General features: G+C 72.9%; 12 protein-coding genes. All 12 read left to right on the plus strand.

Annotation, left to right across the window (positions count from 1 at the left end; translation table 11 throughout):
• Positions 1 to 126: 126 nt before the first annotated feature.
• The 12 genes from HNR68_RS09900 (at position 127) to HNR68_RS09955 (ending at position 16757) form a co-directional block, all read left to right on the plus strand.
• Complete coding sequence (locus HNR68_RS09900) at positions 127 to 1599, plus strand: UDP-N-acetylmuramoyl-tripeptide--D-alanyl-D-alanine ligase (RefSeq protein ID WP_179719746.1); 1473 nt, start codon at positions 127 to 129, stop codon at positions 1597 to 1599.
• Positions 1596 to 2672, plus strand: coding sequence for a phospho-N-acetylmuramoyl-pentapeptide-transferase (mraY, locus tag HNR68_RS09905; RefSeq protein ID WP_179719748.1), 1077 nt, complete (start codon positions 1596 to 1598; stop codon positions 2670 to 2672). Before HNR68_RS09900 ends, mraY begins: the two co-directional genes overlap by 4 nt.
• Positions 2673 to 2742: 70 nt before the next feature.
• Complete coding sequence (murD, locus tag HNR68_RS09910) at positions 2743 to 4140, plus strand: UDP-N-acetylmuramoyl-L-alanine--D-glutamate ligase (protein WP_343050040.1); 1398 nt, start codon at positions 2743 to 2745, stop codon at positions 4138 to 4140.
• Positions 4141 to 4146: 6 nt separating this feature from the next.
• Complete coding sequence (gene ftsW, locus HNR68_RS09915) at positions 4147 to 5556, plus strand: putative lipid II flippase FtsW (protein WP_179719752.1); 1410 nt, start codon at positions 4147 to 4149, stop codon at positions 5554 to 5556.
• Between the two features lie 20 nt (positions 5557 to 5576).
• On the plus strand, positions 5577 to 6707 hold the full coding sequence (murG, locus tag HNR68_RS09920) for an undecaprenyldiphospho-muramoylpentapeptide beta-N-acetylglucosaminyltransferase (RefSeq protein ID WP_179724860.1): 1131 nt from the start codon (positions 5577 to 5579) through the stop codon (positions 6705 to 6707).
• Between the two features lie 59 nt (positions 6708 to 6766).
• Positions 6767 to 8131, plus strand: coding sequence for a UDP-N-acetylmuramate--L-alanine ligase (gene murC, locus HNR68_RS09925; RefSeq protein ID WP_246330878.1), 1365 nt, complete (start codon positions 6767 to 6769; stop codon positions 8129 to 8131).
• Complete coding sequence (locus HNR68_RS09930; protein ID WP_179719756.1) at positions 8128 to 8874, plus strand: cell division protein FtsQ/DivIB; 747 nt, start codon at positions 8128 to 8130, stop codon at positions 8872 to 8874. The genes murC and HNR68_RS09930 overlap by 4 nt, the downstream gene beginning before the upstream one ends.
• A 176-nt stretch (positions 8875 to 9050) precedes the next feature.
• Complete coding sequence (locus tag HNR68_RS09935) at positions 9051 to 9437, plus strand: effector-associated constant component EACC1 (protein ID WP_179719758.1); 387 nt, start codon at positions 9051 to 9053, stop codon at positions 9435 to 9437.
• 4 nt (positions 9438 to 9441) lie between these two features.
• Positions 9442 to 13617 (plus strand): type VII secretion protein EccCb, encoded by a 4176-nt coding sequence (eccCb, locus tag HNR68_RS09940; protein ID WP_179719760.1) that lies wholly within the window; start codon positions 9442 to 9444, stop codon positions 13615 to 13617.
• 131 nt (positions 13618 to 13748) lie between these two features.
• Complete coding sequence (locus tag HNR68_RS09945; RefSeq protein WP_343050041.1) at positions 13749 to 15086, plus strand: ABC transporter substrate-binding protein; 1338 nt, start codon at positions 13749 to 13751, stop codon at positions 15084 to 15086.
• Positions 15083 to 15964, plus strand: a complete 882-nt coding sequence (locus HNR68_RS09950; protein WP_179719762.1) for an ABC transporter permease subunit — start codon at positions 15083 to 15085, stop codon at positions 15962 to 15964. The genes HNR68_RS09945 and HNR68_RS09950 overlap by 4 nt, the downstream gene beginning before the upstream one ends.
• Entirely contained in the window at positions 15957 to 16757 is an 801-nt protein-coding gene (locus HNR68_RS09955) for a carbohydrate ABC transporter permease (RefSeq protein ID WP_179719764.1), read from the plus strand. The genes HNR68_RS09950 and HNR68_RS09955 overlap by 8 nt, the downstream gene beginning before the upstream one ends.
• Positions 16758 to 16780: the final 23 nt, after the last annotated feature.

The raw sequence follows: 16780 nt of genomic DNA on the forward strand, positions 1-16780 counted from the left end.
TTCCGCGCTCATGCACGCCGACCGGGTGCGGTGCTCCGCCGGACGCAGTGACGTCGTGGGCGGCGGCGCCGCGCTCGTGGATGCCGATCGGATGCGGGTGACCCGCATAGACGGAGTGGAGGCAAGTTGATCCGGCTCAGCCTCGCTGACATCGCGCGAGCGGTGGGCGGCGGGCTTCATCGTGCGGAAGGCTCGGAGATCGTCAGCGCGGGCGTCGAGTTCGACTCCCGCAAGGTCGAGACCGGCGGGCTGTTCGTGGCCGTGCCGGGTGAACGGGTCGACGGGCACGACTTCGCCGCGAAGGCGGTCGCCAGCGGAGCGGTGGGCGTGCTCGCCGCGCGCGAGGTCGACGCGCCCGCGGTCGTGGTGCCACCGATCCCCGCCGCGGAACGCTCGGGCGCGCTGGCGCTCGCCGGGGACGCGGACGGCTCCGGTGCCGCGGTGCTGGCCGCGCTGGCGAAGCTGGCCAGGTACGTGGTCGACCGGCTGCCGCAGCTCACCGTGGTGGGCGTGACCGGTTCGTCCGGCAAGACGTCCACGAAGGACCTCATCGCGCAACTGCTGGAACCGATGGGACCGACGGTCGCGCCGCCCGGCTCGTTCAACAACGAGCTCGGCCACCCGTGGACCGTGCTGCGCGCCGACGAGAGCACGAGGCACCTGGTGCTGGAGCTCTCCGCGCGCGGCGTCGGGCACATCGCGAACCTGTGCCAGGTCGCGCCGCCGCGCATCGGCGTGGTGCTCAACGTCGGGCACGCGCACCTGGGCGAGTTCGGTTCGCAGGAGGCGGTGGCGCAGGCCAAGGGCGAGCTGCCCGCGGCGCTGCCCGCGGACGGCGTGGCGGTGCTCAACGGCGACGACCCGCTGGTGGCGGCCATGGCCGAGCGGACCCGGGCGCGCGTGGTGCTGGTCGGCGAACGGCCCGACGCGGACGTGCGGGCCGAGGACATCGACGTCGACGACCGGGCGCGGCCGACGTTCACGCTGGTCACCGCCCACGGCGCGGAGCGGGTGACGCTGCCGCTGTTCGGCGAGCACCACGTCGGCAACGCGCTGGCCGCGGCCGCGGTCGCGCTGGAGCTCGGCGCGAGCCTCGCGGAGGTCGCCGAGCGGCTGCGGTCGGTGCGGCGCGTGTCGGCGCGGCGCATGGAGGTCAGCGAGACCCCGGACGGGGTCACGGTCGTCAACGACGCGTACAACGCGAACCCGGAGTCGGTGCGCGCCGCGCTGAAGACGCTGGCCGCGATGACCCGCGGTCGTCCCGGCCGGGCCTGGGCGGTGCTCGGACCGATGGCCGAGCTCGGCGAGGCCGACGCCGAGGCGCACGACGAGATCGGGCGGTTGGCCGTCCGGCTGAACATCGACCGGCTGGTGGTGGTCGGAGAACAGGCCCAGGTGATGCACCAAGCGGCATCGCTGGAGGGGTCGTGGGGAGAGGAGTCGGTTCTGGTGCCGGACGTCGATGCGGCTGTCGCGCTGCTGCGCGCCGAGCTGCGTCCCGGTGATGTTGTCCTGACCAAGGCGTCGAACTCCGCCGGGCTGTGGCGGGTGGCCGACGCCTTGCTGGAGACGGGTGAGGCGGGGAGGCAGACGCCGTGAAGCCGATCCTGGTGGCGGCCGCGGTCGCCCTCGTCGTCTCGATCCTGTTCACGCCCTACCTCATCCGGGTCTTCTCGAAGCAGGGCTTCGGCCAGGAGATCCGTGAGGAGGTGCAGAGCCAGCACGCCGCCAAGCGCGGCACCCCCACCATGGGCGGGGTGGCGATCCTGGTCGCCATGTGGTGCGGCTACCTGGCCACCCACCTGATCCTGGGGGACTCGCCCACCGTCACCGGGCTGCTGGTGCTGGGCCTGACCAGCGCGCTGGGCATCGTCGGGTTCCTCGACGACTTCATCAAGATCCGCAAGCAGCGCAACCTCGGTCTGAACAAGACCGCGAAGCTGATCGGCCAGCTGGTGGCCTCGGTGCTGTTCGCGATCCTGGCGATCCGGTTCCCGAACGAGCACGGCGTGACGCCCGCGTCGACCGAGCTGTCGTTCCTGCGCGACATCTCGGTGATCTCCTTCGGCGCGATCGGGTTCGTCATCTTCGCCTACGTCGCGATCAGCGGCTGGTCCAACGCGGTCAACTTCACCGACGGCATGGACGGCCTGGCCGGTGGCACCGCGGCGATGGTGCTGGCGACCTACGTGCTGGTCGCGTTCTGGCAGCTGCGCAACGACTGCTTCGCCCTGTCCGGGCCGGCGCCGGGTTGCTACACGGTGCGCGACCCGTTGGACATCGCGGTGGTCGCGGCGGCGGCGATGGCGGCCTGCGTCGGGTTCCTGTGGTGGAACGCCGCGCCGGCGAAGATCTTCATGGGCGACACCGGCTCGCTGGCGATCGGTGGTCTGCTCGCCGGGCTGTCGATGGCCACCCGCACCGAGCTGCTGATGATCATCATCGGTGGGGTGTTCGTGGTCGAGGCGCTGTCGGTGGTGCTGCAGATCGTGGTGTTCCGGACCACCCGGCGCCGGTTGTTCCGGATGGCCCCGTTCCACCACCACTTCGAGCTGGCCGGCTGGGCGGAGACCACGGTGATCATCCGCTTCTGGGTGCTGGCCGGGATCAGCTGCATGTTCGGCGTGGGCCTGTTCTACGCGGATTGGCTCTCGGCCGCGCTGGCGCGGTGATCCGGACGTCGTGAGCGGGCGGTGGCGTCGCGCACGCCACCGCCGCTCGCGCGATGAGGAGGAGGACGGCGTGGCAAGCCGGTTCCAGGGACTGCACGTGCTCGTGGCCGGGGCCGGGGTGTCCGGTCGCTCGGCCGCCGAGGCGCTGCTCGCGGCGGGCGCGGTGGTGACCGTGACCGACGGCTCGGCCGATCGGCTCGCCGCCCTGGCCTCGCTGCAGTCGCAGGGCGCGGAGCTGGTGGCGGGGCTCGACGAGCCGCCCGCCGGCACCGACCTGGTGGTCACCAGCCCCGGGTGGCGGCCGGACGCGCCCCTGCTGGCGGCCTCCGCCGCCGCGGGCGTCGAGGTGATCGGCGAGGTCGAGCTGGCCTGGCGGCTGGACCAGGAGAAGGAGTCCCCGGCCGCCTGGCTGGCGGTCACCGGCACCAACGGCAAGACCACCACGGTCAGCATGCTGGAGTCGGTGCTGCGCGCGGCCGGGGTCGACGTGGTGGCCTGCGGCAACGTCGGGCTGCCGGTGGTCGACGCGGTCCGCGCCGGGCACGCGGTGCTGGCCGTGGAGCTGTCCAGCTTCCAGCTGCACTGGTCGGAGTCGGTCGCGCCGCGCGCCGCGGTGGTGCTCAACCTGGCCGACGACCACCTGGACTGGCACGGCGACCTGGAGGCCTACGGCGCGGCCAAGGCCGCGGTCTACGCGGGCAACGCGGTCTCGGTCGCCAACGCCGACGACGCGTGGTCGACCCGGCTGGTCGGCTCGGCGGAGGGGCGGACGGTCTCGTTCACGCTCGGCGCCCCGGGACCGGACCAGCTCGGCGTCGAGGACGGGCAGCTGGTCGACCGGGCCTTCGGCGACCGGGTGGTGCTCGCCTCGCTGGGCGACGTGCACCCGGCGGGCCCGCACAACGTGGCCAACGCCCTGGCGGCGGCAGCGCTGGCGCGCGCCCACGGCGTGCCGCCGGAGGCGGTGGCCGAGGGGCTGCGGTCGTTCCAGCCCGGCGCCCACCGGTCCGTCCACGTGGCCGAGGCCGACGGGGTGTCCTACGTGGACGACTCGAAGGCGACGAACCCGCACGCGGCGCACGCGGCGCTGCGCGCGCACCCCCGGGTGGTGTGGATCGCCGGTGGCCTGCTCAAGGGTGCCGACGTGGACGAGCTCGTCGCCGCCAACGCCGACCGGCTGGCCGCCGCGGTGCTGATCGGCCGCGATCGGGAGCAGTTCGCCACCGCGCTGGCCCGACACGCCCCGGATGTGCCGGTCCGCGAGGTCTCCACAGGGGACGATGCGGGCATGCTGCAAGCTGTCCGGTTGGCCCGCGAGTTCGCACGTCCCGGGTCGGTGGTGCTGCTGGCGCCGGCCGCCGCCTCGATGGACATGTTCACCGACTACGCCCACCGCGGCCGCGCGTTCGCCGACGCGGTGCGGCAGGTCCTCGCCGAGACCCCGGCACCGCCCGCGCACGGTGGGTGATCCGCCGTGACCACCGCGACGAAGTCCGCGCGCCGCGGCACCAAGCGGTCCGGTCTGACCGCGCTGACCCCGTTGACGGCGTGGCTCACCCGGCCGCTGGCGTCGTTCCACCTGCTGCTCGCGGTGTTCGGCCTGCTGACGATCTTCGGCCTGGTGATGGTGCTCTCGGCCTCCAGCGTCGACTCGTTCACCAAGGACGGCTCGTCCTACACCGTCTTCAGCAAGCAGGTGCTGTACTGCGTGGCCGGGCTGGTGCTGTTCTACGTGGCGCTGCGGGTGCCGGTGAAGCTCATGCGCCGCTACAGCCTCGTCCTGCTCGCCGCGTGCCTGGGGCTGCTGGCGCTGGTGCTCACCCCGCTCGGCACCGAGCTCAACGGCGCCAAGAGCTGGTTCGTGGTGGCCGGGGTGTCGTTCCAGCCGGTCGAGTTCGCCAAGGTCGCCTTCGCGCTGTGGGGCGCGCACGTGCTGGTCACCAAGCGCGGGCTGATGAACCAGTACCGCCACCTGCTGGTGCCGGTGGTGCCGGCGGCGCTGCTGATGTTCACGCTGGTGATGCTGCAGCCCGACCTCGGCTCGACGATCACGCTGTTCGTGGTGCTGCTGGCACTGCTGTGGTTCGCCGGGGCGCCGTTGCGGCTGTTCCTCATGATCTTCCTGGGCGCGGTGACCGCCGGTGTGGCGCTGTCCATGGTCGCCGACTACCGGGTCGCGCGGATCACCGCGTTCCTCGACCCGCTGGCCGACCCGACCGGCAAGGGGTACCAGGCGCGGCAGGCGCTGTACGCGCTCGCCGACGGCGGGCTGTTCGGCCGCGGGCTGGGGCAGGGCTGGTCGAAGTGGCAGTACCTGCCCAACGTGCACAACGACTTCATCTTCGCGGTGATCGGCGAGGAGCTGGGCTTCATCGGCTGCGCGATCGTGCTGGTGCTCTACGGCACCACCGCCTACGTGGGCATGCGCATCGCGTTCCGCAACACCGACCCGTACATCCGGTTGGTGTCGGCCACCCTGACCACCTTCCTGGTGGGACAGGCCATCATCAACGTCGGCTACGTGGTGGGCCTGCTGCCCACCACCGGGCTGCCGCTGCCGCTCATCTCCTCCGGCGGGTCCTCGGTCGTCACCAGCATGCTGGTGTTCGGCCTGCTGGCGAACTTCGCCCGGCACGAACCCGAGGCGATCGCCGCGCTACGGTCTTTGGGACCGGGCCGGGTCGGCAAGCTGCTGCGGCTGCCCACTCCGGCGCCGTACCGGCCGCCGGCCAAGCGGCGGCCGGCACGACCAACCCCACGGAGCCGACCGGGTGCCAAGGGCTCCGGCGCGGCGGCAACACGCCGGGGAGGCGGGGTCTCCCGCGCGCGCAAGGCGCGCAGCGGGCCCGGCTCCCGGGCGCAGACACGAGGAGGACACCGTTGAGCGGCGAGCAGACGGCCCGCATCGACCAGGGCGCGCTGGGCGACCCCAGGGGCGCTGCTGCGGCACGGCGCCCGCTGTCGGTCGTGGTCGCCGGTGGCGGCACCGCCGGGCACATCGAGCCTGCGCTGGCGCTGGCCGACGCGGTGCGCCGGCTGCGGCCGGACGCCCAGGTGACGGCGTTGGGCACCGAGCGCGGCCTGGAGAACCGACTGGTGCCCGCGCGCGGCTACCCGCTGGAGCTGATCCCACCGGTGCCGATGCCGCGCAAGCCCAACGTCGACCTGCTCAAGCTGCCGCTGAAGGTGCGGGAATCGGTCAAGCAGACCCGCGCGGTGCTCGAGCGCGTCCGCGCGGACGTGGTGGTCGGCTTCGGCGGCTACGTCTCGCTGCCGGCCTACCTGGCGGCCCGCGGCCGGGTGCCGGTCGTGGTGCACGAGGCGAACGCGCGCGCGGGCCTGGCGAACAAGGTCGGCGCGAAGTTCGCCGAGCGCGTGCTGTCGGCCACCCCGGACAGCGGGCTGCCCGGGGCGCAGACCATCGGCATCCCGCTGCGGGAGTCCATCACCCGCCTCGACCGCTGGGCGCTGCGGAAGCAGGCCCGCCAGCACTTCGGGCTGCACCCGAACGCCCCGACGGTCCTGGTGTTCGGCGGGTCACAGGGCGCGCGCACGCTCAACCTGGCGTTCTCCGGCGCGGCCGAGGCGCTGGGGCGGGCCGGGGTCGGCGTGCTGCACGCGCACGGCCCGAAGAACACCGTCGCGGTGCAGCAGGTCCCGGGCGCCCCGGCCTACGTCACGGTGCCCTACCTGGAGCGGATGGACCTGGCCTACGCCGCGGCGGACCTGGTGGTGTGCCGGTCCGGGGCGATGACCGTGGCCGAGGTCTCCGCGCTCGGCCTGCCCGCGGTGTTCGTGCCGCTGCCGCACGGCAACGGCGAGCAGGCGCTCAACGCGCAGCCCGTGGTCTCCCAGGGCGGCGCGCGGCTGGTGTCCGACGCGGACATGACCTCGCAGCGGGTGATCGACGAGGTCCTCCCGCTGGCGCGGGACCCGCAGCAGCTGCAGGCCATGAGCCGCGCGACGCTGGGCAGCGGGCACCGGGAGGCCGACCACGTGTTGGCGCAGATCGTGCTGGAGGTGGCCGGCCAGTGACCGGGACGTCGAGCCCCGCGCTGTCCAGGGTGCACCTGGTCGGCATCGGCGGGGCCGGGATGAGCGGCATCGCCCGCATCCTGCTGGCCCGCGGCCACCAGGTGTCGGGGTCGGACGCCCGCGACTCGCGGACCGTGCTCGCGCTGCGGGCGCAGGGCGCGCACATCGGCATCGGGCACCGGGCGGAGAACCTGGACCAGTTCGACGCCGACCCGACGGCGGTCGTGGTGTCCACCGCGATCCGTCCGGACAACCCCGAGCTGGTGGCGGCGCGGGAGCGCGGCATCGACGTGCTGCGCCGCGCCGAGGCGCTGGCCGCCCTGATGGCCGGGCACCGGGTGGCGTGCGTGGCGGGCACCCACGGCAAGACCTCGACCACGTCGATGCTCACCGTGGCGCTGCAGCACTGCCGGTTCGACCCGTCGTTCGCCATCGGCGGTGACCTCAACGAGTCCGGCGCGAACGCGCACCACGGCGACGGCAGCATCTTCGTCGCCGAGGCCGACGAGAGCGACGGCTCGTTCCTGGTGTTCTCCCCGTCGGTGGCGGTGGTGACCAACGTCGAGCCGGACCACCTGGACCACCACGGCACCGCCGAGGCCTACACGAAGGTCTTCGAGGACTTCGTGCAGCGGATCGAGCCCGGCGGCGTGCTCATCGCCTGCGCCGACGACCCGGGCTCGGCGGAGCTGGCCGACCGCGCCGAGGCGGCCGGGGTCCGGGTGCGCCGCTACGGCGCGTCGGTGACCGGGCCGGAGGACGCGCGGCTGGTCGCCTACCGGGCCGAGCAGGGCACCGGCGTGGCGACCGTGGAGCTCGGCGGCGAGCGCCTGGAGGTGCAGGTGTCGGTGCCGGGCGAACACATGGCGGGCAACGCGACCGCCGCGCTGCTGGCGGGGCTGGAGCTCGGTGCCCCGCTGTCCGGGCTGCTCGACGGGCTCGCCGCGTTCGGCGGGGTGCGGCGCCGGTTCGAGTTCCGCGGCCGGGCGCGCGGGGTTCGGGTGTACGACGACTACGCGCACCACCCGACGGAGGTGGACGCCCAGCTGCGGGCGGCCCGCCCGGTGGCGGGGGACGGCCGGCTGGTCGTGGTGTTCCAGCCGCACCTGTTCTCCCGCACCGCGGCCTTCGCCCCGGAGTTCGCCGATGCGCTGTCGCTGGCCGACGAGGTGGTCGTGCTGGACGTCTACGGCGCGCGGGAGGACCCGCAGCCCGGCATCACCGGCAAGCTGATCGCCGACCAGGTCCGGCTGCCCGCCGACAAGGTGCACTACCAGCCGTCCTTCACCGAGGTGACGCCGCTGGTGGCGGGCCTGGTGCGCTCCGGCGACCTGGTGCTGACCATGGGCGCCGGTGACGTGACCATGCTCGGCGCGGAGATCCTCGCCGAGCTCGACCGGGACGTCCAGGAGGCGCGGGGGTGACGTCGACGCGCCGTCGCGTGGCGGACCGGCCCGGGGTGCGCAGCACCCGGGGACGGCCGGTGCGGGGTGGCGCGACGGCACCGCCGACGTGGCGCCGCTGGGCGCTGCCGCTGGCGCTGGCGGTGGTGACCGTGCTCGCCGTGGTGCTGTACTTCACCCCGCTGCTGGGCGTGCGCTCGGTGGAGGTGCTGGGCGCCGGCTCGCTCGGGCACGACGAGGTGGTGCGGGCGGCGGGCATCGAGCCCGGGACGCCGATGCTGCGGGTGGACGCCGACGAGGTCCGCGAGCGGTTGCAGGCCGTGCCGGAGGTCGCGTCGGTGGAGGTGTCGCTGTCCTGGCCGTCCACCGTGCAGGTGCGCGTCGTCGAGCGGGTCCCGGCGGCGTTCTTCGTGGCGCGCGACGGGATCCAGTTGGTGGACGCGACCGGCACGCCGTTCCAAGCGGTCCCGGAACCCCCGGCGGGCCTGCCGGAGCTCAAGGTCCGGGAAGCCTCCCACGCCGACCCGGCGACCCGGGCGGGCATGCTGGTGCTGACCTCGGTGCCGGAGCCGGTGCGCAGCGAGATCACCGCGGTGCTGGCGGAGAACCCCAACGACATCCGCCTGCTGCTCACCGGGGAGCGCGAGATCGAGTGGGGCTCCCAGGAGGAAGCGGAGAAGAAGGCCGCGATACTGCCCGCCCTGCTCACCCGGCCCGGCAAGGTCTACGACGTCACCACCCCGGCCCTGCCGACCGTGTCCTGAGCGGACCCGCCAGTCGCCGGACTCCGCTCGGCGAGGGCGCTCTCGGCGGCGGCCCGCCCGGACCCCGGCCCGCGAACCCACGTGGCCGCAGGCGTTTCCGGCGAACGCACCCGTCGCGGAACGGGTTCTTGATATACATGGTCCGTCCAATCGCACAGCGCTTCTGGGGGCGGGTCATGGCCGAGGCGAGGATCAGCGTCCACGAGTCGGCACTTCCGCCGGTGCGGCTGCACCAGCTGCACGACCAGCTGTTCCGCGACCTCCGCGCGGTGCCGGGCATCGAGGTCCGGCGCGCGCGGGAAGAGGCCCCGGCGGACAGCAAGTCCGGGGTGGGCGCCCAGCTGGCCGAGCTGGTCATCTCCGGCGTGCTCTCCGCCGGCGCGGTCGCCGCGATGGCCCGCGTCCTCGTCGCGCTGGTCAACCGTTCCGCGAAGCGCTCGGTCACCATCAAGAGGGCCAACGGGGACGAGATGACCCTCGACGCCACCTCCGCCGACGTCCAGCGCCGGCTGGCGGAGTGGTTCGCCGCGGACGAAGGACCCGAGCGCGCCGCCGATCGGTGAGGCGATGGGTACCCGTCGCGCGCTGCTGGTCGCCACCTCCCTCTACGCCGACGCCCGCCTGCGGCGGCTGCGCTCGCCGGTGAAGGAGGCCCACGAGTTCGCCCGGCTGCTGGAGAACGAGGCCGTCGGCGGCTTCGACTCGGTGCTGCCGGTGCTCAACCAGTCCAAGGCCGAGGTCGAGCGGCAGATGGAGTCGTTCTTCCGCGACTGCGGGCCGGAGGACGAGGTGCTGCTGTTCGTCTCCGGCCACGGCATCAAGAACGACCACAACGAGCTGTTCTTCGCCGCCGCCACCACCGACCTGGGGCTGCCCTACTCGACCGCGGTGCCGGCCTACGCGGTGCAGCGCATGATCCAGCAGAGCCAGGCGCGGTCGGTCGCGGTCATCCTCGACTGCTGCTACAGCGGGGCGTTCACCAGCAACGTCGTCGCGCGCAGCGGCACGGCGATCGACGTCGAGGAGCAGTTCGGCGCCGGCGTGTACGTGATGACCGCGACCAACGAGATCGAGTACGCCTACGAGCACGAGAAGCTCGTCCTGGACAAGCCGGTCAGCTCCAGCGCGTTCACCGCGACGCTCATCGAGGCGCTGCGGACCGGCGCCGCCGACGCCGACCGCGACGGGACCATCACCGCGGAGGAGCTCTACCAGTTCGCCTTCCGCAAGCTCAGCGCCGAGGGCCAGCAGACGCCGACCTGCAGCGGGACCGGGCACGGCGCGATCCGCATCGCCCGCGCCGCGCAGCACCAGCTCTCCGGCGACGTCGACACCCCGAGCCTCAAGGAGCTGATCACCGAGGACCGCAGCCCGCTGGTCCCGATCGGCGTGGCGCACGAGGTGGACCGGCACCACGGCGAGGTCGTGCGCGTCGACCCGTTCGGGCACCACGGCCACCTCGCCGTGGTCGGCCGGTTCCGGTCGGGCAAGTCCACGCTGCTGCGCACGCTCATCACCGGCCACTGTGAGACGCAGTCGCCGGCCGAGGTGCGGTTCCACTGCCTCGACGGCGACGGCGCGCTGGTGGGGCTGGCGCGCAAGGAGCACGTCGTGGCGCACGCCATCGACGCGGACAGCGCCCGCGGGGTGCTGCGCGACGTGGAGCAGCGCATCACCTGGCGGAAGAACCTCTTCCACCAGGTGGGCATCGCCGACGTCGAGACCTTCCGGCTGCTCCGCCGTGGCCACCCCGACCTGCTGCCGGGCGAGGACCACGCGGACATCTTCCTGGTGGTCGACGGGTGGGAGACCTTCGCCGAGGAGAGCCCGGACTTCGCCCCCACGGTCCGGCGGATCGCCGAGCGCGGCGTGCGCTTCGGCGTGCACGTGGTCCTCACCGCGCGGCAGTGGGAGAACGTGCCGCACCAGATGGCCCTGCTGTTCCAGTCGTGCATCGAGCTGGCCCTGGACGACCCGGCCACCTCCCGCATCGACCCCGAGCTGTCCGCCACGCTGCCCGCCGAGCCGGGCTGGGCGCTGTCCGGCCGCCGGCGGTTCCGGGTGGCGCTGCCGCACACCGACGACGCGCCCACCGACATCGACACCATCCTGCGGACCCTGCGCCAGTCGCCCGCCGCGCTCGAGACGCCGCGGCCCGCCACCGACGGCCCGGTGGACCCCGTCGCGCTGTGGGACCTCGGCGGCGGCTTCGACGTGCACCGCGCCTGGGGCCGGCGTCCGGTCGAGGAGCAGTACACGGTGGTCTTCGGCGTGGACGAGTCGGGGCGTCCGGTGGAGCTGGACATCAAGGAGGCCGCCTTCGGCGGGATGGGCCCGCACGGGCTGTGCGTCGGCGGCACGGGCTCCGGCAAGTCGGAGCTGCTGCGCACCATCGTGCTCGGGCTGATGGCCACGCACCCCACGACCGCGCTGAACTTCGTGCTGGTCGACTACAAGGGCGGTGCGACGTTCACCGAGTTCGCGTCCGCACCGCACGTGTCGGCGGTGGTCTCGAACCTCATGGACGACGCCTCGCTGATCGACCGGATGCACGACGCCCTCGCCGGGGAGGTCAACCGCCGCCAGGAACTGCTGCGGGAGGTGGGCGCGAAGGGCGTCTGGGACTACCGCCGGATGTGGGAGTCCGGCGACGAGCGGTGCCGCGAACCGCTGCCTGCCCTGTTCGTCATCGTCGACGAGTTCACCGAACTGCTGGTCCAGCAGCCGGACCTCATCGAACTCTTCGTGATGCTCGGCAGGCTGGGGCGCTCGCTGCAGATCCACCTGCTGCTCGTGACGCAGCGGCTGGAGGAGGGTCGGCTGCGCGGCCTGGACGCCCACCTGTCGTACCGGATCGGCCTGCGCACCTTCTCCGCCGCGGAGAGCCGGAGCGTGCTCGGCGTGCCCGACGCCTACGAGCTGCCGCGGACGCCCGGCGTCGGGTTCCTCAAGCACCCGGGCGGCATGGAGCGCTTCCGCGCCGCGTACGTGTCCGAACCGGCCAGCGACGGCGCCGGCGCCAGCCTCCTGGACTCGGTGCTGACCGTGCTCCGCGACCAGGGACCGGCCGCGCGCAGGATCTGGCTGCCGCCGTTGGACGAACCGCCCGCCGTGGGCGACCTGCTGCCGCCGCTGCGGCAGACCGAGGACCGCGGCTGCGCCGCCGTGGGCTACCCGGGCAGCGGCCGGTTGCAGGTGCCGGTGGGGCTGGTCGACCTGCCGTACCAGCAGCGCCAGGACCTGGTGGTGCTGGACCTGAGCGGCCAGGGCGGCCACGGCGCGGTCGTCGGCGGAGTCGGGTCCGGCAAGTCCACCGCGGTGCGCACGCTGATCGCCTCGATGGCGCTCACCCACACGCCGCGGGAGGCGCAGTTCCACTGCGTCGACCTCGGCGGTGGCGGGCTCTTCGCGCTGCAGGACCTGCCGCACGTGGGCGGCGTCGCCGGACGGCGCGACACCGACCTCGTGCGGCGGACGCTGGCCGAGCTCAAGACGCTGCTGGCGGACCGGGAGGCCCGGTTCCAGCAGCACGGTGTCGAGGGCATGCCCGACTACCGCGAGCGGCGACGGCGCGGGGAGTTCGCCGACGACCCGTACGGGGACGTCTTCCTGGTCATCGACGGGTGGCGCGCCTTCTGCGAGGAGTTCGAGCCCCTCGACGTGGACGTGCTCGCGCTGGCCGCGAACGGCCTGTCGTTCGGCGTCCACGTGGTCGTCACCGCGGCGCGGTGGGCGGAGATCCGCCCGCAGCTGCGGGACCTGCTGCAGACCCGCGTCGAGCTGCGGCTCGGTGACCCGAGCGAGTCGGAGATCAACCGCAAGAGCGCGGCGAAGGTGCCGTCCGGGCGGCCGGGCCGCGGGCTGCACCCGTCGGAGCGGCACGTGCTGCTCGCGCTGCCGCAGGTGGCGAAGGGCGTCCCCGACGGCGTGGCCGACCTCGTGGACCGGGTGAAGAGCTCCTGGCAGGGCGCCCCGGCGCCGCGGGTCCGGCTGCTGCCTGCGGTCGTGCCGTACGAGCAGCTGCCGCGTCCGGAACAGCAGCCGAGGCCGGAGCTGGTGCCGATCGGCATCGACGAGGAGGGGCTGCAACCGGTGTACCTGGACTTCGACGCCGAACCGCACTTCTACGCGTTCGGCGAGCGGGAGTCGGGCAAGACGTCCCTGCTGCGCACGATCCTCCGCGGCATCACCGAGCGGTACACGCCGAAGCAGGCGTTGGTGATGCTGGTGGACTACCGGCACAGCCTGCTCGAGGCGGCAGGGCCGAACCTGCTGGAACACGCCTTCCACAGCTCCGCCCTGAGGCAACACGTCGACGCGGTCGTGCCGGCGCTGAAGAAGCGGATGCCCGGACCGGACCTGACGCCGGAGCAGCTGAAGAACCGCTCCTGGTGGACGGGGCCGGAGCTGTTCGTGGTCGTCGACGACTACGAGCTGGTGGTCGCGCAGGGCAACAACCCGCTGGCGCCGTTGGCGGAGTTCGTCCCGCTGGCCAGGGACCTGGGGCTGCACATCGTGCTGGCGCGCAGCTCTGGTGGTGCGGCGCGCGCCTTGTACGAGCCGCTGATCAGCCGGATGCGGGAGGTGGCGTCCCCGGGGCTGGCGATGAGCGCGAACAAGGACGAGGGCCAGCTGGTCGGCAACGTCAGGTCCCGACCGCTGCCGCCCGGTCGCGGCACCCTGGTGAGTCGCAGGCAGGGCACGCGAGTGGTCCAGACGGCGTCCCTCCCCGTCGAGGACTAGGCCCTCGCGGCACCGCAGGCGCCGGGCACGCCGGCCAGGTGACCACGAATGGCCCATTGACCACCGCATCGGGCGATCAATAGCGTCTGAGCAATCGTTTACCAGCACCGGCGCTGGGCGGGGGTGGTCGTGTGGCTCGACCGCGTGGGGCGATCAGTCGGCGTGCGTTCCTCGGCGGGGTCGGTGCCGCGGCGCTGGCCGGTCCGGCCCTGGCCGGGTGCGGTCCCGCGCGCGACCCGAACGAGATCACGTTCTGGAACTTCTACGGGCCCGGCGGGCAGCAGAAGTCGCAGAGCGACTGGTTCGTGCAGCTCGCCGAGGAGTGGAACGCCACCCACGAGGTCAAGGTCCGGCTGCGCTACGTGCCGACCAAGGACTACACCTCCGGCCCGGTGCTGCAGACCTCGTTCAGCGCGGGCGCCGGACCGGACGTCTTCCTGCTCAGCCCCGGTGACTTCCTGCGCTACCACAACGGTGGCGCGCTGCTCGACCTCACGCCGTACCTGGAACCCGAGGTGCGCGCGGACTTCCTGCCGCAGGTGCTGGAGACCCGCCTGGTCGGTGACCGGGTCTACGGCCTGCCGATGGAGATCGAACCGCTCGCGCTCTACTACAGCGAAGCGGCCTTCGAGGAGGCCGGACTCGCCGAGGGCGACCTGCCGCGCACCTGGGACGAGCTGATCGCGGTCGCCGAGCGGCTGACCACCCCGGACCGGTTCGGGCTGCTGCTGGAGACCAACCCCGGCTACTACCAGAACTTCACCTTCTACCAGGCGATGTGGATGGCCGGCGGCGAGGTGTTCACCCCCGACCAGCGGCGCTCGGCGTTCGACGGCCCGGGGGTGCACGCCGCGCTGCAGTTCTGGCAGGACACCGTCACCTCCGGGGTCGCGCCGCGCCGGGTGCGGGGGTCGGGCGGCAACGACTCGATCTCCAACATCGCCGACGGCTACTGCGCCATGCAGCAGCTCGGCGTCTGGGGCATCGCCGAGATCGCCGAGCAGGCCCCGGACTTCCGCTACGGCGTCGTCCCCATGCCCACCCCGCCCGGAGGCAGCTACACGACGGTGCTGGGCAGCTGGGCCATGGTGGCCAACGCCCACAGCGCGAACCCGCAGGCCGCGGCCGAGTTCGTGGTGTGGGCGCTGGGGTCCACCGACCCGGCGTGCATCGAGCGGATGCGGCGCTGGAACACCGTCGCCAAGACCAACCTGCCGCCCCGCTACTCGGTCCAGCGCGCCGCCGACGAGCACGGCGCCTTCGACAGCGGGCCGATGCGGGTGTTCAAGGAGGAGGTGATGGCGCGGGCCCGCCCGGAACCGCGCTACCCGCCCGAGGTCTACCGGGCGATCTCCGACGCGGTGCAGTCCTGCCAGCTCGACGGCGGTGACCCGGTGGCGGCGGCCGAGGCCGCGGCCGCGCAGATCGACACCTTCCTGTCCACCTACGACGGAGCGCCGATCCAGTGAGCGAGCGACGACGATCCTCCGACGCCGCGGCGGCCTTCGCCTTCCTGGCGCCCGACGGCCTCGGCCTGCTGCTGTTCATCATCGTCCCGACGGCGCTGGCCCTGGTGGTGGGCCTGTTCGACGTCGACGGGTTCGGCAACGTCGAGTGGGCCGGGCTGGACAACTTCCGGCTGATGGCCGGGGACGGGCTGCTGTGGCGCAGCTTCGGCATCACCGCGCTGTACGCGGCGCTGTTCGTGCCGCTGGCCTTCTTCGCCTCGCTCGGGCTGGCGCTGCTGGTCAAGGACCACTTCCCCGGAGTGGGCGCGGTGCGCGCGGCGCTGTTCCTGCCGAACGCGGTGAGCCTGGTGGTGATCGGCCTGCTCTGGCAGTTCCTGCTCACCGACAAGACCGGCGCGGTGGCCCGGCTGACCGGGCTCGACGACGTGTCCTGGCTCGGGGACCCGGACCTGGCGCTGATCACGTTGGTGCTGATCAGCGTGTGGTTCCTGATGGGCTACCAGATGCTCATCTTCCTCGGCGGCCTGCAGGACATCCCGCGCGAGCACTACGACGCGGCCATCGTGGACGGTGGCGGGCCGTGGCAGCGGTTCCGGCACGTGACCTGGCCGATGCTGCGCCCGACCAGCTTCTTCGTGCTGGTCACCTCGACGATCAACGCGGTGACCGGGCTGCAGGTGTTCGACCTGGTCTTCGTCACCACCTCCGGCGGGCCGGCCAACGCCACCACGACCGTCGTGTACTACGCCTACCAGCAGGCCTTCCAGTTCGGCCGGTTCGGCTACGCCGCGGCGATCTGCGCGCTGCTGGTGGTCTCCCTCGGCGCGGTCACCGCGGTGATGTTCGCCCTGACCAGGGGAGGTCGGTTCGATGCGTAGGGTGCGCGGGCGCGCGATCGCGGCCTACCTGCTGGCCTTCCTGGTGGTCGCGCCGCTGCTGTGGTTCCTGCTCAGCGCGTTCCGGCCGGCCTCGGAGCTGTACGAGCTGAGCTGGCCGAGCGAGCTGACGCTGGACAACGTGCTCCACGTGCTCACCGAGGTGCCGTTCCGGCGCTACCTCGCCAACAGCGCGTTCGTCTCGGTCACGGTCACGGTGATCGCCCTGTTCCTGCACTCGATGGCGGCCTACGCGCTGGCCCGGATGTCCTTCCGCGGCCGGGGACTGGCGTTCGCCTCGGTGGTGGCCACGCTGCTGGTGTCGCTGCCGGTGATCCTCGTGCCGCTGTTCATCGTGGTCCGCGGGTTGGGCATGGTCGACACCTACGCGGGGCTGATCGTGCCTGGCCTGTTCAACGCCTTCGGCATCTTCCTGCTGCGCCAGTTCTACCTGGGCGTGCCGCGCGAGCTGGAGGAGGCGGCGCACCTGGACGGCTGCGGTCACTGGCGGATCTACTGGCACGTGATCCTGCCGCTGAGCCGCCCGATGCTCGCGGCCCTGGCGGTGCTGTTCTTCCTGGCCAACTGGAACTCCTTCCTGTGGCCGCTGGCGGTGGCCCAGGACGAGTCGCTGCGCGTGGTCCAGGTCGGCATCGCCTCCCTCCAGGGCCAGTACGCCTCCAAGCAGCACTACGTGGTCGCGGCAGGCGTCCTGGCCGCCCTCCCCACGGTCCTCGTCTTCCTCCTCGGCCAGCGCTGGCTCGTCGCCTCCCTCAAGACCACCGGCCTCCGCTGAGGTCGTGAGCGCGGAAGCCGCTC

It is taken from the genome of Saccharopolyspora hordei (assembly GCF_013410345.1).
GTDB lineage: Bacteria > Actinomycetota > Actinomycetes > Mycobacteriales > Pseudonocardiaceae > Saccharopolyspora > Saccharopolyspora hordei.

Excerpts from the sequence above, each read along its gene's own strand:
- murC (WP_246330878.1), top strand. The coding sequence starts at position 6,767 with ATGAGCGGCATCGCCCGCATCCTGCTGGCCCGCGGCCACCAGGTGTCG.
- HNR68_RS09935 (WP_179719758.1), top strand. The coding sequence starts at position 9,051 with ATGGCCGAGGCGAGGATCAGCGTCCACGAGTCGGCACTTCCGCCGGTG.
- HNR68_RS09955 (WP_179719764.1), top strand. The coding sequence starts at position 15,957 with ATGCGTAGGGTGCGCGGGCGCGCGATCGCGGCCTACCTGCTGGCCTTC.
- eccCb (WP_179719760.1), top strand. The coding sequence starts at position 9,442 with ATGGGTACCCGTCGCGCGCTGCTGGTCGCCACCTCCCTCTACGCCGAC.